Annotated in this window: 18 protein-coding genes and 1 pseudogene; 15 read left to right on the top strand and 4 right to left on the bottom strand. The window is 59.1% G+C overall.

All coding sequences use genetic code 11. The features are described 5' to 3' along the window. Positions 1-82 precede the first annotated feature (82 nt). Positions 83-1,267: a delta-9 fatty acid desaturase DesA gene (gene desA / locus ACI2KB_RS19350; protein ID WP_404636886.1), complete on the bottom strand. Its 1,185-nt coding sequence runs from the start codon at positions 1,265-1,267 to the stop codon at positions 83-85. A gap of 177 nt (positions 1,268-1,444) precedes the next feature. Between desA and dibA the strand changes: the two genes are divergently transcribed. The 6 genes from dibA (at position 1,445) to ACI2KB_RS19320 (ending at position 7,878) form a co-directional block, all read left to right on the top strand. After that, positions 1,445-3,361 (top strand): phosphodiesterase DibA, encoded by a 1,917-nt coding sequence (gene dibA, locus ACI2KB_RS19345; RefSeq protein ID WP_404636884.1) that lies wholly within the window; start codon positions 1,445-1,447, stop codon positions 3,359-3,361. A gap of 195 nt (positions 3,362-3,556) precedes the next feature. Then, positions 3,557-3,739 carry a sulfur starvation response protein OscA gene (oscA, locus tag ACI2KB_RS19340; RefSeq protein ID WP_108237597.1) on the top strand — a complete coding sequence of 61 codons (183 nt, stop codon included), beginning with the start codon at positions 3,557-3,559 and terminating at the stop codon, positions 3,737-3,739. 196 nt (positions 3,740-3,935) lie between these two features. Beyond that, positions 3,936-4,946 (top strand): sulfate ABC transporter substrate-binding protein, encoded by a 1,011-nt coding sequence (locus ACI2KB_RS19335; RefSeq protein WP_404636882.1) that lies wholly within the window; start codon positions 3,936-3,938, stop codon positions 4,944-4,946. Positions 4,947-5,180: 234 nt separating this feature from the next. Beyond that, a complete protein-coding gene (cysT, locus tag ACI2KB_RS19330; RefSeq protein ID WP_404636880.1) occupies positions 5,181-6,002 on the top strand; it encodes a sulfate ABC transporter permease subunit CysT in 822 nt (273 codons plus the stop codon). A gap of 10 nt (positions 6,003-6,012) precedes the next feature. Next, complete coding sequence (gene cysW, locus ACI2KB_RS19325; protein WP_404636878.1) at positions 6,013-6,885, top strand: sulfate ABC transporter permease subunit CysW; 873 nt, start codon at positions 6,013-6,015, stop codon at positions 6,883-6,885. 3 nt (positions 6,886-6,888) lie between these two features. Continuing rightward, positions 6,889-7,878 carry a sulfate/molybdate ABC transporter ATP-binding protein gene (locus ACI2KB_RS19320; RefSeq protein WP_404636876.1) on the top strand — a complete coding sequence of 330 codons (990 nt, stop codon included), beginning with the start codon at positions 6,889-6,891 and terminating at the stop codon, positions 7,876-7,878. 161 nt (positions 7,879-8,039) lie between these two features. Here ACI2KB_RS19320 and ACI2KB_RS19315 read toward each other — a convergent pair whose 3' ends face one another. Continuing rightward, the gene (locus ACI2KB_RS19315) at positions 8,040-8,576 is read right to left on the bottom strand and encodes a DUF962 domain-containing protein (RefSeq protein ID WP_404636874.1); all 537 of its coding nucleotides are present in this window, start codon (positions 8,574-8,576) and stop codon (positions 8,040-8,042) included. 105 nt (positions 8,577-8,681) lie between these two features. Between ACI2KB_RS19315 and ACI2KB_RS19310 the strand changes: the two genes are divergently transcribed. Next, positions 8,682-9,392 (top strand): Crp/Fnr family transcriptional regulator, encoded by a 711-nt coding sequence (locus tag ACI2KB_RS19310; RefSeq protein WP_404636872.1) that lies wholly within the window; start codon positions 8,682-8,684, stop codon positions 9,390-9,392. A 5-nt stretch (positions 9,393-9,397) separates the two neighbouring features. On the opposite strand, the gene ACI2KB_RS19305 is transcribed toward ACI2KB_RS19310, so the two are convergent. After that, entirely contained in the window at positions 9,398-10,405 is a 1,008-nt protein-coding gene (locus tag ACI2KB_RS19305; protein WP_404636870.1) for an AraC family transcriptional regulator, read from the bottom strand. Between the two features lie 111 nt (positions 10,406-10,516). On the opposite strand from ACI2KB_RS19305, the gene ACI2KB_RS19300 reads away from it, so the two are divergent. From ACI2KB_RS19300 to ACI2KB_RS19285, 4 genes and pseudogenes are all read left to right on the top strand, one after another. Further along, positions 10,517-11,614, top strand: coding sequence for a fatty acid desaturase (locus ACI2KB_RS19300; RefSeq protein WP_404636869.1), 1,098 nt, complete (start codon positions 10,517-10,519; stop codon positions 11,612-11,614). 402 nt (positions 11,615-12,016) lie between these two features. After that, entirely contained in the window at positions 12,017-12,598 is a 582-nt protein-coding gene (locus tag ACI2KB_RS19295) for an alpha/beta hydrolase (protein WP_404636867.1), read from the top strand. A 106-nt stretch (positions 12,599-12,704) separates the two neighbouring features. Beyond that, positions 12,705-13,520: pseudogene (locus ACI2KB_RS19290) on the top strand (sigma 54-interacting transcriptional regulator); the annotation flags it as partial. Positions 13,521-13,796: 276 nt separating this feature from the next. Further along, positions 13,797-14,585 (top strand): MetQ/NlpA family ABC transporter substrate-binding protein, encoded by a 789-nt coding sequence (locus ACI2KB_RS19285; protein WP_404636865.1) that lies wholly within the window; start codon positions 13,797-13,799, stop codon positions 14,583-14,585. 156 nt (positions 14,586-14,741) lie between these two features. Here the strand turns inward: ACI2KB_RS19285 and ACI2KB_RS19280 are convergent, their stop codons facing one another. After that, on the bottom strand, positions 14,742-14,894 hold the full coding sequence (locus ACI2KB_RS19280; protein WP_404636863.1) for a hypothetical protein: 153 nt from the start codon (positions 14,892-14,894) through the stop codon (positions 14,742-14,744). A gap of 260 nt (positions 14,895-15,154) precedes the next feature. Between ACI2KB_RS19280 and ACI2KB_RS19275 the strand changes: the two genes are divergently transcribed. From ACI2KB_RS19275 to ACI2KB_RS19260, 4 genes are all read left to right on the top strand, one after another. Continuing rightward, positions 15,155-16,051: a TauD/TfdA dioxygenase family protein gene (locus ACI2KB_RS19275; RefSeq protein ID WP_404636861.1), complete on the top strand. Its 897-nt coding sequence runs from the start codon at positions 15,155-15,157 to the stop codon at positions 16,049-16,051. Between the two features lie 21 nt (positions 16,052-16,072). Beyond that, positions 16,073-16,954 carry an ABC transporter ATP-binding protein gene (locus tag ACI2KB_RS19270; RefSeq protein WP_404636859.1) on the top strand — a complete coding sequence of 294 codons (882 nt, stop codon included), beginning with the start codon at positions 16,073-16,075 and terminating at the stop codon, positions 16,952-16,954. 144 nt (positions 16,955-17,098) lie between these two features. Beyond that, positions 17,099-17,965: an ABC transporter permease gene (locus tag ACI2KB_RS19265; RefSeq protein WP_404636857.1), complete on the top strand. Its 867-nt coding sequence runs from the start codon at positions 17,099-17,101 to the stop codon at positions 17,963-17,965. 42 nt (positions 17,966-18,007) lie between these two features. Continuing rightward, positions 18,008-19,027, top strand: coding sequence for an ABC transporter substrate-binding protein (locus ACI2KB_RS19260; protein WP_404636855.1), 1,020 nt, complete (start codon positions 18,008-18,010; stop codon positions 19,025-19,027). Positions 19,028-19,036 lie beyond the last annotated feature (9 nt).

The raw sequence follows: 19,036 nt of genomic DNA, 5'->3' as shown, positions 1-19,036 counted from the left end.
GCGAAGGTGCTAATGAGATAGGTGTAGTGGCACTTAGTTCCGACAGGCGCACATCCATCCGGATGTGCGCCGATCAACGGCATCAGCCGTGGTGGGGGCGTAGCGAGTAGGATTTGAGCTGATCAGCGAAGTCGCGCAGGGACTGAATACCGCTGGCTTCGGCTTCGTGCACCCAGTCCTTGATCGCGGCGAGCATGTCGTGGCCGTTGCTGCTGGTGCGTGCCCAGATCTGTTGCAGGGCCAGGCGCTTTTCATAGATCACCTTCAAGGCCTGGCTGTGCTCCAGCATGGTCTGGATGCGCACCTGATGCTTGTCTTCAAGCAGGCTGGTTTCCCGGGACAACAGGCGTTTGGCGCGGCGGAATTGATGACGCACCGATGCATCGGCCTTGACCAGTTCCTGTTTCACCAACGGCGCGATCACCAGCTTGCGGTACTGCGCCATGATCTGGAACCGGTTGTTGAGAATGGCCATGGCGGTGTCCATGTCCACGTGGCCCTTGCCTTCGACCCGATGGGCAATGGGCGCAACCCGCTGCACCTTGGCCAGACGCAGCCAGGTGAACACCTTGATCCACGCCCAGCCCATGTCGAACTCCCAGCGCTTGACCGACAGCTTGGCCGAGTTGGGGTAGGTGTGGTGGTTGTTGTGCAGCTCCTCGCCGCCGATCAGGATGCCCCACGGCACCAGATTGGTCGCGGCGTCACGGCATTCGAAGTTGCGGTAGCCGACGGCATGGCCCAGGCCATTGACCACACCGGCCGCCCAGAGCGGAATCCAGATCATCTGGATGGCCCAGACCGTGATGCCGATGACGCCGAACAGCGCCAGGTCCAGCACTGCCATGATCGCAATGCCCAGTTTCGGGTAGCGCGAGTACAGGTTACGTTCGATCCAGTCTTCGGGGCAGTTCTTGCCGTAGATGCGCAGTGTGTCCGGATTTTCCGCTTCGGCGCGATACAGCTCGGCGCCTTTGCGCAGTACGGTAGACAAGCCCTTGATGACCGGGCTGTGCGGATCATCTTCGGTTTCGCATTTGGCGTGATGCTTGCGGTGGACGGCGGTCCATTCGCGGGTGTTCTGCGCCGTGGTCAGCCACAGCCAGAAACGGAAAAAGTGCTTGAGCCCGGCATTCAGCTCCAGTGAGCGGTGCGCGGAATAGCGATGAAGATAGACTGTGACGCTGACGATGGTGACGTGAGTCATCGCCAGAATGACTGCGACCAATTGCCAGACGGAAAGGTCGAGTAGACCGTTGTTCCACATAGGCTGAGTTGCCCTCGGTTGTAACGCATCGGGTGTGCAGGGCCTGTGCGACGGCCCTGAGATGGCAACGCGCATTATCACTTAGCCATCTGATAAAAACAGTCCGCGTTTGAGATAAGCGTCGCAGGATGTTTCTTACTCTATAATCCCGTCCATTCGTAAGGCTTTTGGTTTTCCATGTCAGCGATTACCCGAGATGCGCTCAAAACCGCACTGTTGTATGGGCTGCTGTCGATTTTCTGGCTGGCGTTCAGCGACTACGCGTTACCCCATTTGATCGATGACCCGGTCCGGTTGGCCCGCGCCCAACTGATGAGCGGTTATGGGTGGCTGGCCATCAGTGGCGTCTGCATCTTTCTCGCCCGCGTCCGATTGTCACGGCGGATAGGGATGGGGCCTCGGCGTGATGAAGACATTCAGCGCCTAAGGCTCGCATCGGCGGTCTTCGACAGCACACTGGAAGGTGTGCTGGTCACCGACGCCAACGGTGTGATCGTGCACGTTAATCGCGCGTTCATGCAAATCACCGGTTACCGCCAGGACGAAGTGCTGGGCCTGACGCCCAACAAGTTCAAGTCCGGGCGCCACGGCCCGGAATTCTACGAGCGCATGTACAAGACCATCCTCAGCGCCGGGCAATGGAGTGGTGAAATCTGGAACCGGCGCAAGAGCGGCGAGGTTTATCCGCAGTGGCAGAGCATTCGCTCCATCAAGAACGATCGGGGCGAGATCACCCATTTTGTTGCGGTGTTCTCCGACATCACCACCGTCAAGCATTCTGAGCGTGAACTGGCCCATCTGGCCCACTACGACGCGCTGACCGGCCTGCCGAACCGCCTGTTGTTCACCGACCGTGCCGAGCAGGCGCAGAGTCACGCCCGGCGTCACAAGCAGAACCTGGCGTTGCTGCTGATCGATCTGGATCATTTCAAACACATCAACGACAGCCTAGGGCACAACATGGGCGATGAAGTGCTCAAGGCGGTCACTGGGCGCTTGAGCAGCCTGTTGGAGAAGGGCCTGACGCTGGCTCGCCTGGGCGGGGACGAATTCGCGGTGCTGGTGGAAAGCCCGCATCATGCAGTTCAGGCGGCAGAGCTTGCGCAGACCATGTTGGACCGATTGCGTGAACCGTTCGTGATCGACGGGCAGCAACTGTTCCTCACGGCGAGCATCGGAATCAGCCTGTTTCCCAGCGATGCGCTGACGGCCGAACAACTGCTGCGCAATGCGGATGCAGCGTTGTTTCAGGCCAAAAGCCAAGGCCGTGAAAGTTACGCGCTGTACACCGCGCAACTGACGGCGCACGCCCAGCGTCGTGTGGAGCTGGCCAGCGAGCTGCGCCGGGCCATTGAGCACGATGAGCTGAGGGTGTTTTATCAGCCGATCCACAATTTGCAAACGCGCCGTATCGAAGGCGTCGAAGCGTTAGTGCGTTGGCAGCATCCGCAGTTGGGAATGGTCTCGCCGGGGGAGTTCATCCCGATTGCCGAGCAGAGTGGGCTGATCGCTGACATCGACAACTGGGTACTCAGCGAGTCCTGTAGGCAGATGCGTCAATGGCTTGATACGGGCATTAAGTTGTCCTTCGTGGCCGTCAACGTATCCAGCCGCTTGTTCAGCCGTGGCGATCTGGAGCGGCGTGTCGCGCAAGTATTGAATGAGACAGGGCTGGCGCCGGGATTTCTGGAGTTGGAAGTGACGGAAAGTGCCGTCATGGATGACCCCGAGCAGGCCATTGAGCAGATGCACCGCTTACGCGAGTTGGGGCTGAAACTGTCCATTGATGACTTCGGCACGGGCTATTCGTCTCTGCTGCGGCTCAAGCGCATGCCGGTGCAGAAGCTGAAGATCGATCAGGGCTTCGTCGCCGGTCTGCCTGAAGACGATGACGACATTGCCATCGTCCACGCGATCATCGCCCTTGCTCGTGCCATGGGCATGCGGGTGCTGGCCGAAGGTATCGAACACGCTGATCAGGCGGGCTTTCTGCTGAAAAACCACTGCGAGTTGGGGCAGGGCTACTGGTTCGCCAAGCCCATGCCCGCTGAGCAGATCGACTGGCAGCATGCGCCGGTCTTTGCGGCGGTTTGAGTCCTGGAGCGATGATCGTCAAATCTGTGGGAGCGCGGGCGTCGAGCATGTGATGGGTTTACAAATTCCATTCTGTTATATCTGCATTCTTAAATAGTATTTTTAAGAATATCCCTCTCTCTCTAATATCGCTCCCACGCCACAAGCAGCCGATTCCCACCGCCGCTGCGGGCAACCCTTTCAAGGAGCACGATCATGAGCGCATCTCTACGTAGCGTCGACGGCCAGGACGAAGCAAGCATTCTGCGTGAAATTCAGAGCGCGTTGCGTGACCTGCGATTTGGCGCGGTTGAAATCACCGTACACAACGCACAAGTGGTCCAGATCGAGCGCAAGGAAAAATTCCGTTTGCAGAACCCAGGCAAACAGTCGAACTGAGTCACGCACGACCCCCGTAGAAGCGTGGTTTTGCCCGCGATCGGCGACATCGTCGTCGTAAACTCTGCCAGTGTGGCCTGCTTGGTGCACCGCGTTTACCGGTTTACGACTGCTTCGCAGTCGATCGCGGGACAAACCACGCTCCTACATAAAACTAGAAAAACGCCAACAACACCGATTTCCAGGAGCTTGATTCATGTCCATTCGCCGTTATGCGCTGGCCGCACTCGCCAGTGCCGTGTTTGCCGGTTCTGCTGTTGCCAAGGATTACACGCTGCTGAACGTGTCCTACGACCCGACTCGCGAGCTGTATCAGGACTACAACGCTGAGTTCGCCAGCTACTGGGCCAAGGCTCACCCTGGCGACACCGTCAAAATCAACCAGTCCCACGGCGGATCGGGCAAACAAGGCCGTTCGGTGATCGACGGCTCGCCAGCGGACGTGGTGACCCTGGCACTGGCCGGTGACATCGACGAAATCGCCAAACTGGGCAAGTCCCTGCCGGTCGATTGGCAAAAGCGCCTGCCGGATGCCAGTACGCCGTACACCTCGACCATCGTGTTCCTGGTGCGCAAGGGCAACCCGAAAGGCATTCATGACTGGGCAGACTTGATCAAAAAAGACGTGTCGGTCATCACACCTAACCCTAAAACCTCTGGCGGTGCCCGCTGGAACTTCCTCGCTGCTTACGCCTACGGCCTGAAAGCCAACGGTGGCGACGAGACCAAGGCCAAGGCCTATATCACCGAGCTGTTCAAGCACGTTCCGGTACTGGACACCGGTGCTCGCGGCGCAACCATCAGCTTCGTGCAGAACAACCTGGGTGATGTGCTGCTCGCTTGGGAAAACGAAGCCTTCCTGTCGTTGAAAGAAGACGGCGGCGCGGACAAATTTGATATCGTCGTGCCATCCTTGTCGATTCTGGCTGAGCCACCGGTTGCTGTGGTCGACAAAAATGCCGAAAAGAAAGGCAACACCGAAATCGCTACCGAATACCTGAAGCACCTGTACAGCAAGGAAGGCCAGGAAATCGCGGCGAAGAACTTCTACCGTCCTCGTGACAAGGAAGTGGCGGCCAAGTACGAGAAGCAATTCCCGAAACTGGATCTGGTGACCATCGACAAGGATTTCGGCGGCTGGAAATCGGCTCAGCCTAAATTCTTCGACGATGGCGGGATTTTCGACCAGATTTACGTACCGCAGTAATTACGGCGGAGGACGGCTCGCTACTTCTTTTCATGAGATGCAGTGAATTGTAGGAGCCGGCTTGCTGGCGAAGGCGTTCGGTCTGACGCTGCTTTGTTGACTGGTACACCGCTTTCGCCAGCAAGCCGGCTCCCACAGAGTTCGTCGTGATCTGCTAGATTTTGCGGCGCTTTTAAAGGCCAAGTTAAAAAACCCGGACCCGCTCCGGGTTCCGTGTATAAACCAAGGACACTTATGTCTCGACGCATATCCCCCGTCATACCCGGCTTCGGGCTGACGCTGGGTTACACCTTGGTGTACCTCAGCTTGATTGTGCTGATACCGCTTGCGGCCATGTTCATCCACGCCTCCCAACTGAGCGCCGCGCAGTTCTGGGGTATCGTCACGGCACCTCGGGTGCTGGCCGCGCTCAAGTTGAGTTTCGGCACGGCGTTCTACGCGGCGATCATAAACGGCATCATCGGCACGCTGCTGGCCTGGGTGCTGGTGCGGTACACCTTTCCGGGGCGCAAGATCATCGATGCAATGATCGACTTGCCATTCGCCTTGCCCACCGCCGTCGCCGGTATTGCGCTGACTGCGCTGTACACCCCGACCGGTCTGGTCGGCCAGTTCGCGACGGATCTGGGCATCAAGATCGCCTACACCCCTTTCGGTATCACCCTGGCGCTGACCTTCGTCACCATGCCGTTCGTGGTGCGGACGGTGCAGCCGGTGCTGGCCGACATCCCCCGTGAAGTCGAAGAAGCGGCAGCCTGTCTGGGTGCCAAACCGATTCAGGTGTTTCGTCACATCCTCGTTCCTGCCTTGTTGCCTGCCTGGCTGACCGGTTTTGCACTGGCCTTTGCGCGTGGCGTGGGCGAGTACGGTTCGGTGATTTTCATCGCAGGCAACATGCCGATGAAGACCGAAATCCTGCCACTGCTGATCATGGTCAAACTCGACCAGTACGACTACGCGGGCGCGACGTCCATCGGCGTGCTGATGCTGGTGGTGTCGTTCATTCTGTTGCTGCTGATCAACATTTTGCAGCGCCGTATCGAAACCCCGAACTGAGAAGGCGCTTATGTCCGGTCCATCGCTTATTGCCGCTTCCTCCGCCAATGCTGCCCGTCGGGGCAGCGCGGTGTCGCGGCGCATTCTGATCGGCCTTGCGTGGCTGGTCTTTGCGTTATTTTTGCTGTTACCGCTGTTTGTCGTGGTCAGCCAAGGCCTGAAAGATGGCATTGGCGGATTCTTCACGGCGATTCTTGAGCCGGACGCCCTGTCGGCGCTCAAGTTGACCATTTACGCCGTGCTGATTTCGGTGCCGCTGAACGTGGTGTTCGGTGTCGCAGCCGCCTGGTGCGTGAGCAAATATTCGTTCCGTGGCAAGGCCCTTCTGGTCACCCTGATCGACCTGCCGTTTTCGGTGTCGCCGGTCATCGCCGGTCTGGTCTACATCCTGATGTTCGGCGCCCGCGGCGTGTTCGGGCCGTGGCTGCAGGATCACGATATCCAGATCGTGTTTGCCTTGCCGGGTATCGTGCTGGCGACCATTTTCGTGACCGTGCCTTTCGTGGCCCGCGAGCTGATCCCGCTGATGCAGGAGCAGGGCACGCAGGAAGAAGAGGCGGCGCGCTTGCTGGGCGCCAACGGCTGGCAGATGTTCTGGCATGTGACTGTGCCCAACATCAAATGGGGCCTGATCTACGGCGTGGTGCTGTGTACCGCGCGGGCGATGGGCGAGTTTGGCGCGGTGTCGGTGGTCTCCGGCCATATCCGCGGCGTGACCAACACCCTGCCGCTGCATGTCGAGATTCTCTACAACGAGTACAACCACGTGGCTGCATTTGCCGTGGCGAGCCTGTTATTGATCCTTGCGCTGTTCATCCTGCTGCTCAAGCAGTGGAGCGAAGCGCGCATTAGCCGTCTGCGCCAAAGCGCGGCGGAGGAATAATTCATGTCGATCGAAGTCCGTAACGTCAGCAAGAATTTCAACGCCTTCAAGGCCCTCAACAGCATCAATCTGGACATCCAGAGTGGCGAGCTGGTGGCTTTGCTGGGGCCGTCCGGCTGTGGCAAGACTACCTTGCTGCGCATCATTGCCGGGCTGGAAACCCCGGATCAGGGCAACATCGTGTTCCACGGCGAAGACGTCTCCGGTCACGATGTGCGTGATCGCAACGTCGGGTTCGTGTTCCAGCACTACGCGCTGTTCCGCCACATGACCGTGTTCGACAACGTCGCCTTCGGCCTGCGCATGAAACCCAAGAACCAGCGCCCGAACGAAACCCAAATCGCCGCCAAGGTTCACGAGCTGCTGAACATGGTGCAACTGGACTGGCTGTCTGATCGCTACCCGGAGCAACTGTCCGGTGGCCAGCGTCAGCGTATCGCCCTGGCTCGGGCCTTGGCGGTGGAGCCTAAAGTGCTGCTGCTGGACGAGCCGTTCGGTGCCCTCGACGCCAAGGTCCGTAAAGAGCTGCGCCGCTGGTTGGCGCGCCTGCACGAAGACATCAACCTGACTTCGGTGTTCGTGACCCACGACCAGGAGGAGGCCATGGAAGTCGCCGACCGCATCGTGGTGATGAACAAGGGCGTGATCGAGCAGATCGGCTCACCGGGCGAGGTGTACGAGAACCCGGCCAGTGATTTCGTGTACCACTTCCTGGGCGATTCCAACCGCCTGCACTTGGGTGAAGACAACCACGTGCTGTTCCGTCCTCACGAAGTGTCGCTGTCGCGTCAGGAAGTGGAAGGGCATCACCCTGCGGAAGTGCGTGATATCCGTCCGCTGGGCGCGACCACGCGGGTTACGCTCAAGGCCGAAGGCCAGCCGGATTTGATCGAAGTGGAAGTGGTGAAGGATCACGACAGCCTGATCGGCCTGGCGCGCGGGGAGACGCTGTTCTTCAAGCCGAAGGTTTGGCAGAAGGTGGAAAACCTCTGATCGGATGATCAACACATGATCGTGCCCACGCTCTGCGTGGGCATGCATCCCGTGACGCTCCGCGTCACCCTGGCGATGGACGCGGAGCGTCCTGGGCGGCGTTACTACGCGGAGCGTGGGAACGATCTGACAGCCTTCGGCAGAAACGCGCCGAGGAGCTTTTAAACCGCCGCTTTCTTCAAATCCCGCTTGTGCGTGCGCCCCACACGCCCCTCGATGTTGCCTTTCAACTTGCGTCGCATCCCCATCAGAAAAGCCGCTTCGGCGGTGACGAACAACGGTCCGATGATCAAACCTGTGACGTCGTCGACGAACGCCGGTTTGCGGCCTTCGTAATAATGGCCCACGAACTGAATGATCCAGCCCACGACGAACAGCCCCACCCCGGAGCCGAGCCAGACCAGCATGCTTTGTTGCGCCAGGTGCGCGCCGATCCACAGGAACAGCGTAAGCACCACGCCCAGTGCGATGCCGAGCGGCCTATCCAGCCGCAGGTAGAACAAGGTCGCCGCCACGGTCGCCAGCAGCGCCGGTGACAACCACAACTCGCCCAGCGCCCAACTGCTCCAGCCAGGGCGGGACAGCAGCACGGAAACCGCCAGCACAATGAGCGGCACACCGATGAAATGGGTGGCGATGTTACGGGTGTCGCGATGGTAAGCCGCGTACTGACTGAGGTGATCGACGAGGTTTTTCATTGTTATTCCTCCCGTTATGCGTGGATCATGCGCCCTGATTTTTTGGCCAGGCCCACTGATGGGCTCAGCCTGCAATAAAACGCCAGCAAGAAAAAGGAGATTCACGTGACGAATGGAACCCAATGGCGCTCGTGGTTGGACAACGATCACTGGTTCAACGATTTGCCCGCTTCCCTGCAGGATAGCCTGCTCACCGGTATGCGGCAGCGGCGCTTCACCCCCGGCAAACTGATCTTCCAAAAGGGCGAGCCTGCGTGTGGGCTGTACGCTCTGCTCGACGGGTCATTGCGCTTTAACGACGTCAATCAGCAAAGCAAATGGCTTTCTCCGGTGGTGACTGCCCGGCCGTACTGGTTTGGCGAAGTATCACTGTTCGATGACCGCCCGCGTTTGCGGGATGTTTTCGCCGCGGACCAGTTGATTCTGTTGCACATGCCCCAGGCCCCGCTTGATCAGTTGCTGAAGGACCAGCCCCGCTATTGGCGCTATTTCGGCGATTTGCTCAAGCGCAAACTGGGGTTGGGTGTGCCGCTTCCCGATCAAATGACCTTACTGCCGACGGATGAGCGGGTGGCGTTTCGTCTGGTGATGCTCGCCCAGGGCTACGGCGACATGGATCAGTCGGTACGCATCATTTCCATGGTTGATCTGCACTCCCAGCGCTGTCTGGGGCTGGTGCCCGAGGTGGTGGATCGCGTGCTTGAAGGGTTTGCCAAACGAGGGCTTCTGCGCCGGGAGCACGATTTCATCAGTGAGCTGGACATCGAGCGACTGCGAAAGATTGCCCAGCACCGGTTGACGCTGGCAGGCGCCTGAAACCGTCAGCGCAGCATGCCGTCGCGATACTGGCTGGGGGTCATGCCGGTCCAGCGCTTGAAGGCGCGGCTGAAACTGCTGGTGTCGGCAAAGCCCAGTAAATAGGCGATTTCGCTGAGCGAACTGCCGGGATCGCGCATGTGCTGAAGCGCCAGGTTCTGGCGACACTGATTGAGCAAGAGGTCGTAACTGCAGCCTTCGTCGGCCAAGTGTCGTTGCAGGCTGCGCAGGCTCAGGTGCAAGTGCTGGGCGATGCGGTCTGCCGAGGGTTCGCCTTCGGGCAACTGGGTCTCGATGGCGCCACGCACTTTGCGCTCCCAGGTCAGCGGGCTGAGTTTTTCCAGCGCACGGTCCAGAACGGCCTCATTGTGTTCGGCCAGTTCCGGGTTGGCGTCGTCCAGATGGCTGTCGAAATCGGCGCAGGCAAACATCAACAGGTTTTCCGCCGCACCGAAGTACAGCGGTGAGCGGAACACGTCATGCCAGGGTTTGGGGTCGGCGGGTTGCGGCCTCACCAGATGTACCGCAAGGGGCGCGTAATGACGCCCCAATCGATTGCGGCAGGTGCGCACGTAGATCGCCGCGAAGGCATCCATTGCCTCATTGGCGGGCACCGGGCCGCCTTCCGGCACACGAAAGCGAAACTCGTAATGATCCCCGACGCGGGTAAAACTCAGGTCCAGCGCATCGCTGACCACGGGGTGATAACGCACGATGCGCTCGAACACCTCGCGCAACGAACCGCTCGCCACCAAGGCGTAACCCAGCGCATGAAAGGTCGTCGGGCTGACGAACCGCGACACCCGCAACCCCAGTGCCGGATCGCCGCTGGCCTCGACCGCCAGTTGCCAAAGCTTTGTGGTGACCGTCACCGGATACCGCGCATTGGGGTCGTCCATCAATTGTGGATCGAGGCCCGCAGCCTGGCTCAGCGCGAGACTGTCGAGGCCAAGGGCATCGAGTTGCTTGCGTAGGGCGCGGGTCCAACTGGCGAGAATACTCGGCTCAGACATACAAGTTGGCGCTTCCGGTCAACAGATTGGCGTCCACGGCCGGGCAGCTTGAGGCCCCGCACGGCACAGTGGAGCAACGTTTCGCTCATCATAAAACCGGAGAATGGAAGCATGCACGACACTTCTGCAAGCGCTGCCGGACTGAATGCACAACAGCGATCAGCCCATATTCGCGCGGTGGTGATGGCCCATGGAAATGCCCTGCGCCAGCGCTACCCGATCCTTGAACATCAGGACGCCATTGGGGCCGGCATTCTGATTTTCGCCCTCGCCGGGATGATCGGCAGTGCGGTGCTCTATCTCAACGATTTCATGGCGTGGTGGGTGTGTTTGCTGCTGAATGCGTTCTTCGCTTCATTGACCCATGAGCTGGAACACGACCTGATCCACAGTCTGTATTTTCGCAAGCAACGCGTGCCCCATAACCTGATGCTAGCGCTGGTGTGGATGGCCCGGCCCAGCACCATCAATCCATGGATTCGTCGGCATCTGCATTTGAATCACCACAAGGTGTCCGGTACTGAGGCCGACATGGAAGAGCGCGCCATCACCAATGGCGAACCCTGGGGCATCGCACGTTTGCTGATGGTGGGCGACAACGTCATGTCGTCGCTGATCCGCATGCTGCGGGCGAAAACCTGGGCGCATAAATTCAGCATCCTCAAAAGAACGCTGCGGGTTTATGCCCCGCTGGCGCTGCTCAATTGGGGCGCGTGGTACGTGTTCCTTGGCTTTCATGGGGCCAACGGTGTTGCCAGCCTGATGGGCGTGTCGATTGATTGGTCGGCCGATACGTTGGCCTTGATGCACGTCATCGACATCGCGGTCGTGGTGCTGATCGCTCCCAATGTGTTGCGCACGTTCTGCCTGCATTTCGTCAGTTCGAACATGCACTACTACGGCGACGTCGAAGCGGGTAACGTCATGCAGCAGACTCAGGTGCTCAATCCTTGGTGGCTGTGGCCGTTGCAGGCGTTCTGCTTCAACTTCGGCAGCACCCACGCAATTCATCATTTCGTGGTGAAAGATCCGTTCTACATCCGCCAGATGACCGCGCCAGTGGCGCACAAGGTCATGGCCGAGATGGGGGTACGCTTCAATGATTTCGGTACGTTTGGGCGGGCGAACCGGTTTGAACGCGGTGGTGGTGTGGGAGATTCTATGTTGTCTGGTCAACTGCATTCGCCACCAAGGCGGCTCCCACAATAACCGCGCCGGATCCAGGCCGTTTGTTCGACGCCGAACCCGTGGGAGCCGGCTTGCTGGCGAAGGCGCCAGGTCAGTCATAAATGAGCTGCCTGATACACCGCATTCGTCGGAACGCCGCCCGCGCCAAGCCGGCTCCCACAATAAAACCTCAAGCCCATAAAAATTTCTGTAACAACTCACCCGTATTCTTCACTCATCCCCGGCGAGCTGGGGGCAGACAGCGTGATTTATCAGGGCCGCTCCTTAAGGCAGGGGGTGGCCCTCTTTTTTTGCCGCGCTGATGCCCATGGTTGCGACATATGATTTTTGGGTATTAATAAATATCTTCTTATTCTTTTTCGAATATATGTCTCGTCCCTATACTCGCCGCCATGAACGCAGAAAATGCAGGAGGCGAAGGCCATGCATAACGAATCGATCCGCTACGTGATCGTCCCAGGCTGGCAAGGATCTGCCGATGACCATTGGCAAACGCACTGGCAAAACAGCTTGCCCAACAGCGTACGTGTGGAGCAGGCCGACTGGCTCAAACCCCGTCGTGAAGACTGGGTTGGCGAGCTGCAACGCGTGATCGCTTCGGACGATTCCCCGGTGATTCTGATCGCCCACAGTCTGGGCTGCGTGACCATCGCCCACTGGGCACAGTTGGCCCCGCTGGACACCTTGCGTCAGGTGCGTGGCGCGTTGCTGGTCGCGCCGGCTGACGTCGAACGCCCTAACTGCCCGCCTGCGATTCGTAACTTTGCGCCGATTCCCGAGCACCTGTTGCCTTTTCCGACGCAGGTGGTCAGTTCCGATAACGATTCTGCCGTCAGCGCCTTGCGGGCGATGGAGATGGCCCGCAACTGGGGCGCCGAGATCGGCATTCTCAGCGGCGCAGGGCATATCAACGTGAAGTCCGGCCACCAGCGCTGGGAACAGGGATTCGCTTACCTGTATCGCCTGCAAGGCCGTATCGAACAACTCACTCGCCGCCGCGCATGAAGCCTCACTGCGCGCCGTGTCTGGTTTATTTCGCCGCAGTTGACCGACAGGCGCTGCGGCCTTTTTTTTAACGCTCAGGCACTGATGGCTTGGGCGGGAGCCTGCCATGAGTCAATCAGACGTACCGCAACAACCCCTTCTTACGTTTCCCGACGCCGAAAAAAGCCCCCTGAGCATCCGCGCCAAAGCGTTGGTGTTTTTCGACCCGCGCTCGCGCCGCTTGCGTGAAGAAATGGAGCAACTGGCCCCGCTCGATCTGCCGGTTTTGATTCGTGGCGAGCCAGGCACCGGTAAAGAACTGCTGGCGCGACATATTCATCGGGGCAGTGATCGCTCGGGACTGTTCGTCTCGGTGAACTGCGGTGCAATCAGCCCGACTTACGCGGATGCCGAGTTGTTTGGCTATGCGGCCGGGGCTTATAGCGGATCAGCGAGTAGCCGGGCAGGGTGGTTCGGTTCGGCCACCGGCGGGACGCTGTATCTGGACGAAATCGCCGATCTGCCGTTGTCGATTCAAATCAAGCTGCTGGCAGCGCTGGAAAATCACGAAGTCACCCGCGTGGGCGCCTCACAGCCCAGCCCGGTGGACGTACGGCTGGTGGCGGCGACGAGCATTGATCTGAGCCTTGCGGTCAAGGCCGGGAAATTTCACGAGCGGCTTTACCGTTACCTGAGCGAGGGGCGACTGGATCTGCCGTCATTGCGGGAGCAACCCGGCAACATTCTGCCGTTGGCCGAGTATTTTCTGGGGATCTACAGCCAGCGGCTGGATTTTGAGATGCCTTTGATCAGCGAAGCCGCGCAACAGTTGCTGGAAGCGCACTATTGGCCGGGGAATACGCGGGAGCTGGAGAATGTCATTCACTTCGCGTTGCTGGTGAGCAGTGGGGCGGAGATTTTGCCGGAGCATTTGAATCTGCCTGCCCGCTGATCCCACCTTTTGTGGGAGTCGGCTGGGTGCGGGCGGCTCGCACAAGAGGCCGAGGTCAAAGGAGCGCGATATAGAGCCTTCCATCGCGGTCCGATAGTAGCCATCTGCTCGAAGAGAACAAAAAGGCATAACTATCCGCTTAAAAAGTATTGTCTCGGAATAAAAAATCTCGGTAATGTCCGCTTCAGCCGCCACCCTACGGGGTCGTATCCGCGGCAATATCTCCACAGAGTTGCCCACAAGGCGACCGGATTCTAAGGACATCGCATGAAAAAGACGTTGCTGTTCACCGCACTGGCGGCTGCCCTCTCCTTCGGCATCAACGCGGCGCAAGCTGCGGAAAAACTGGTGGTCGGCGCGACTGCCGTGCCCCACGCCGAAATTCTGGAGCTGATCAAACCTGAGTTGGCCAAAGAAGGCGTGGACCTGGAAATCAAGGTGTTTACTGACTACGTGCAGCCAAACGTGCAACTGAACGAGAAACGTCTGGACGCCAACTATTTCCAGACCAAGCCTTACCTGGACGGTTTCAACAAAGGTAAAGGCGCGACGCTGGTGACTGGCGTTGGCGTGCACGTCGAACCGTTCGGTGGCTACTCGAAGAAGTGGAAGTCCATCGACCAACTGCCTGAAGGCGCCACCGTTGCCATTCCGAACGAAGGCAGCAACGCCGGTCGTGCCCTGTTGCTGTTGCAGAAGAACGGCCTGATCACCCTGAAAGACCCGACCAACGCGCTGGCGACCCCGAAAGACATCGCCACCAACCCGAAAAAACTGAAATTCCGCGAGCTGGAATCGGCCCTGCTGCCACGCGCGCTGGACCAGGTTGACCTGGACCTGATCAACACCAACTACGCACTGGAAGCCAAGCTGAATCCGAAGAAGGACGCGCTGATTCTGGAAGGTTCCGACTCGCCGTACGTTAACTACCTGGTGACTCGTAGCGACAACGCCCACACCGACGCGATCAACAAGTTGTCGAAGGCGCTGACCAGCCAGGAAGTGAAAGACTTCATCAACAAGAAGTACGACGGCGCGGTATTGCCAGCGTTCTGATTGAGGGGAATGGGTTGATTTCGGATTGAGGGTCGACCTGTGACCTGTGGGAGCTAATTTATTCGCGATGCGGAATGTCAGGCGACAAACATGTCGCGTGTGCCGACGCTATCGCGACTGAATTCGCTCCCGCAGGGGTAGAGGCTGGCCCCGAAATCACTGCCCCACGCTTTTCACGCCGACGGCTCGTACCTGCGTCGGCGTTTTTGCATGGGTGCCCAATGCGCGGCGCAGGGCGATGAGCAGCTTCACGTTGTCTTCGTGCGCTTTGTCTTGCGAATGATCGGCATCGTTTCCGCGTACTGGCATGATCGTTCCTCTTGTTCTTATCCCTGACATCGGTTCGTTCACAGCCCTGCCTGGCTGCAAGATGGGAGATAGACACCTATCTTGCGCTTTGGGTTCGCGTCCCAAGATAAGAATTTGGTATCCATCCGGTTACCGATAGTGGCATTGCGCCGGGGCTAGTGCTTTCGATGCTATGCATATGCTCTAACGGTATTTAAATTTCGATTCTTATATCTATAAAGTTCTGGCTCAGCCGTTAGCCTTTTTGAGTCGGAGTTCTCATGCCAGCAGTCTCCCCCGCTTCCTTGTCGGCGCAAGCGCCGGATCAGCAGTTCGATGTGCGTCCATTCGCCGAAAAGGTGGGCGCGGAAATCGTCGGGCTGGACCTGTCCCAACCGCTCAATGACGCAGACTTCGCACGCGTACATCGCGCGCATCTGGATCACCATGTCGTGGTGTTTCGTGACCAGCACATTACCCCGCAACAGCAGATCGACTTCAGTCGCCGCTTCGGGATTTTGCAAATCCATGTCCTCAAACAGTTTCTGCTCGCCAACCACCCGGAAATCCTGATCGTCTCCAACATCGTCGAGAACGGCCAGCCGGTTGGTCTGGGTGATGCAGGTAAATACTGGCACTCGGACCTGTCGTACAAAGAACTGCCAAGCCTGGGTTCGATGCTTTACGCCCAGGAGTTGCCAAGTGAAGGCGGTGACACCCTGTTCGCCGACATGCACCAAGCGTGGGACACCTTGCCAGAGCACCTGCGCAAAGCCGTCGAAGGCCGCAACGCCGTGCACAGCTATACCTCCCGTTATCGCGATGGCCGTAACGCCGAGAACTGGCGTCCGACCCTCAGTGCCGAGCAGTTGGCTCAGGTCGCAGTGGTCAGCCACCCGGTGGTGCGCACTCACCCTGAAAACGGTCGCAAGGCCCTGTTCGTCAGCGAAGGCTTCACGACCCACATCGTCGGCCTGCCTGAAGACGAAAGCCGCGCGATTCTCGAAGAGATTTACGCCCACAGCGTGCGTCCGGAGAACGTTTACCGCCACAAATGGCAGGAGAACGACATGGTGTTCTGGGACAACCGTTCCCTTATTCACCTGGCGGGCGGCACGCCTGACCATCTGCGTCGTCGCCTGCATCGCACCACCATCCAGGGCGATGCGCCGTTCTGATTCATATCGGGGACCTGCTCCATGAACGCTGTTCTGCAAAGCCACACGGCTAGCGACCGCTTGACCGCGCAACAGGCCAATCAGCCTACCGCTGAAGCGCTGTTGCAAGTCCAGGGCGTAAGCCTTGAATACCGCACCCCGCAACGTGTGGTGCGGGCCACTCATCAAGTCAGTTTTGAAGTCGACCCTGCAGATCGTTTCGTCCTGCTCGGCCCTTCGGGTTGCGGCAAGTCGACGCTGCTCAAGGCGGTGGCCGGTTTCATCACGCCCAGTGAAGGGCAGATCCGTCTGGCAGGCCAGCAGGTCAAGGAACCGGGGCCGGACCGAATCGTAGTGTTTCAGGAGTTCGATCAACTACCGCCCTGGAAGACGGTGATCGAGAACGTCATGTTCCCGTTGCTCGCCTCGCGCACCCTCAAGCGTCGCGAAGCCGAAGAGCGGGCGCGGCACTATCTGGAAAAGGTCGGCCTGAGCGCGTTTGCCGAGGCCTACCCGCACACCTTGTCCGGCGGCATGAAAGCGCGCGTGGCGATTGCCCGTGCGTTGGCGATGCAGCCGAAAATCCTGCTGATGGACGAGCCGTTCGCGGCCCTCGACGCCCTGACCCGCCGCAAGATGCAGGAAGAGCTGCTGGAGCTGTGGGAGGAGGTGCGTTTCACGCTGTTGTTCGTCACCCACTCCATCGAAGAGGCGTTGGTGGTGGGCAACCGGATTTTGCTGTTGTCGCCGCATCCGGGGCGCGTGCGTGCCGAGATCAACAGCCACCAGTACGACCTGAAGAGCCTCGGCGGCGTGGATTTCCAGGCCTCTGCCCAGCGCATCCACCGCTTGCTGTTCGATGAGGGCGATGCGCCTGCGGTCGAGCAGGATTTGCGGTTTCAGGATATTCGGATCGCCTATTAGCCCTTCACGTTTTCATTTTTCCTTGTGGGTGCCGGCTTGCTGGCGAAATTGGTTGATCAGTGACGCACAGGTTGCCTGACACACCGCATTCGCCAGCAAGCCGGCTCCCACAAGGGACGTGCGCTGACTCAGAGAGACAACACCATGAGCCTTTCACCCCCCATTCGCGAGGAATACGAGATCGCGCTGGAGCCTTTCACGCAGGAAGACCTGGCCCGCGACATTCCTCTCGTCCAACGTATCTGGCAACAAAGCTGGGTGCGCAAAAGCGTGATCCTGATCGCCCTGGCGGTGATCTGGGAAATTGCAGCGCGCATTCAAGGTAACGATCTGTTGTTGCCGAGTTTCATCGACACCGCCAAGGCTTTCGTCGACGGCGTCGTGACTGGCGAGCTGCTGGCCAAGGTCTGGATTTCCCTGACCGTATTGGTCAAGGGCTACCTGATCGGCATCGTGCTGGCGTTCGGTTTGACCACCCTCGCCGTGTCCACGCAACTGGGGCGCGACCTGCTGGCCACGCTCACCTCGATGCTCAACCCGCTGCCTGCCATCGCGCTGCTGCCGCTGTCGCTGCTGTGGTTTGGTCTGGGCGAGAACAGCCTGATTTTCGTGCTCGTGCACTCGGTGCTGTGGGCGCTGGCGCTGAATACCTATGCGGGTTTTCTCGGGGTGTCCGAAACCCAGCGCATGGCTGGTCGCAACTACGGCCTCAAGGGTATTCGGTTTGTCTGGTACATCCTGATTCCCGCCGCGCTGCCGTCGATTCTGGCGGGCCTGAAAATCGGCTGGGCGTTTGCCTGGCGCACGCTGATCGCTGCCGAGCTGGTGTTCGGTGCGTCGTCCGGCAAAGGCGGCCTGGGTTGGTACATCTTCCAGAACCGCAACGAGCTGTACACCGACAAGGTCTTCGCGGGCCTGGCGGCGGTGATCATCATCGGTTTGCTGGTGGAAAACCTGCTGTTCAGCAATGTCGAGCGCCTGACCGTCAAGCGCTGGGGCATGCAGCGCTGATCCAAATACACGCCAACATTTTCGCTTTCTTGTGAGGGTTTTATGGGGACTTCATTCAAACGTCCGGCACTGACCGTGCTGGCCACTACGCTGGGTCTGGTCGGCGCACTGTTGAGCAGCGGCGCACAGGCCGAGGGCAAGATCAGCATCGCCCAGCAGTTCGGCATCGGCTATCTGATCCTCGATGTCGTGCAGCAGCAGAAGCTGATCGAGAAGCACGGCAAAGAGCAGGGCATCGACATCAAGGTCGACTGGAACAGCATTTCCGGCGCTACCGCGATGAACGAAGCCCTGCTGGCAGGCGCGCTGGACGTGGTGTCGGCAGGCGTGCCGCCGATGCTGACCATCTGGGACCGCACCAAGGGCAAGCAGAACGTCAAAGCCATCGCTTCGCTGGGTTCGATGCCGAATTACCTGCTCAGCAACAAGCCTGAAGTGAAGACCATCAAAGACTTCACCGACAAGGACCGCATTGCGGTTCCGGCCGCAGGTGTGGGCTTCCAGTCGCGTACCTTGCAGATCGAGACCGCCAAGCTGTTTGGTAACGACAACTACAAGAAATTCGACAACATCTCCGTCAGCCTGCCGCACCCGGACGCCACCTCGGCGTTGATCGCGGGCGGCTCGGAAATCAGCGCGCACTTCTCCAGCCCGCCATTCCAGTACCAGGAACTGGAAAACCCGAACGTGCATAAAGTGCTGAGTTCGTACGACGTGCTGGGCGGCCAGGCCACGTTCAACGTCCTCTACACCACCCAGAAATTCCACGACGAAAACCCGAAAACCTACAAAGCCTTCTACGACGCGCTGGCCGAGGCCGAGCAGATCATCAAGGCCGACAAGAACGCAGCGGCGAAGACCTACATCGACGTTGAGAAGTCCAAACTGCCGTTGCCGCTGGTGGAGAAGATCGTCAACGACCCGGAAATCGACTTCACCGTCGTGCCGCAACGCACATACATCTATGCCGAGAAACTGCATGAAATCGGTGTGCTGAAGAACAAGGCCGACAGCTGGAAGGACTTCTTCTTCGAAGAAGCCCATGGTGGCGCGGGTAGCTGATTCACCTTC

It is taken from the genome of Pseudomonas sp. NPDC088444 (assembly GCF_044900175.1).
Lineage (GTDB): Bacteria > Pseudomonadota > Gammaproteobacteria > Pseudomonadales > Pseudomonadaceae > Aquipseudomonas.
Note: the sequence above shows the minus strand (reverse complement) of the source record. Positions and strands in the feature narration are given on the sequence as shown.

Coding starts and splice junctions, on each gene's coding strand:
- ACI2KB_RS19315 (WP_404636874.1), bottom strand. CDS start 8,576: ATGAAAAACCTCGTCGATCACCTCAGTCAGTACGCGGCTTACCATCGC.
- cysT (WP_404636880.1), top strand. CDS start 5,181: ATGTCTCGACGCATATCCCCCGTCATACCCGGCTTCGGGCTGACGCTG.
- ACI2KB_RS19335 (WP_404636882.1), top strand. CDS start 3,936: ATGTCCATTCGCCGTTATGCGCTGGCCGCACTCGCCAGTGCCGTGTTT.
- oscA (WP_108237597.1), top strand. CDS start 3,557: ATGAGCGCATCTCTACGTAGCGTCGACGGCCAGGACGAAGCAAGCATT.
- ACI2KB_RS19270 (WP_404636859.1), top strand. CDS start 16,073: ATGAACGCTGTTCTGCAAAGCCACACGGCTAGCGACCGCTTGACCGCG.
- ACI2KB_RS19285 (WP_404636865.1), top strand. CDS start 13,797: ATGAAAAAGACGTTGCTGTTCACCGCACTGGCGGCTGCCCTCTCCTTC.
- ACI2KB_RS19300 (WP_404636869.1), top strand. CDS start 10,517: ATGCACGACACTTCTGCAAGCGCTGCCGGACTGAATGCACAACAGCGA.
- dibA (WP_404636884.1), top strand. CDS start 1,445: ATGTCAGCGATTACCCGAGATGCGCTCAAAACCGCACTGTTGTATGGG.
- ACI2KB_RS19320 (WP_404636876.1), top strand. CDS start 6,889: ATGTCGATCGAAGTCCGTAACGTCAGCAAGAATTTCAACGCCTTCAAG.
- ACI2KB_RS19305 (WP_404636870.1), bottom strand. CDS start 10,405: ATGTCTGAGCCGAGTATTCTCGCCAGTTGGACCCGCGCCCTACGCAAG.
- cysW (WP_404636878.1), top strand. CDS start 6,013: ATGTCCGGTCCATCGCTTATTGCCGCTTCCTCCGCCAATGCTGCCCGT.
- ACI2KB_RS19295 (WP_404636867.1), top strand. CDS start 12,017: ATGCATAACGAATCGATCCGCTACGTGATCGTCCCAGGCTGGCAAGGA.
- ACI2KB_RS19260 (WP_404636855.1), top strand. CDS start 18,008: ATGGGGACTTCATTCAAACGTCCGGCACTGACCGTGCTGGCCACTACG.
- desA (WP_404636886.1), bottom strand. CDS start 1,267: ATGTGGAACAACGGTCTACTCGACCTTTCCGTCTGGCAATTGGTCGCA.
- ACI2KB_RS19265 (WP_404636857.1), top strand. CDS start 17,099: ATGAGCCTTTCACCCCCCATTCGCGAGGAATACGAGATCGCGCTGGAG.
- ACI2KB_RS19280 (WP_404636863.1), bottom strand. CDS start 14,894: ATGCCAGTACGCGGAAACGATGCCGATCATTCGCAAGACAAAGCGCAC.
- ACI2KB_RS19275 (WP_404636861.1), top strand. CDS start 15,155: ATGCCAGCAGTCTCCCCCGCTTCCTTGTCGGCGCAAGCGCCGGATCAG.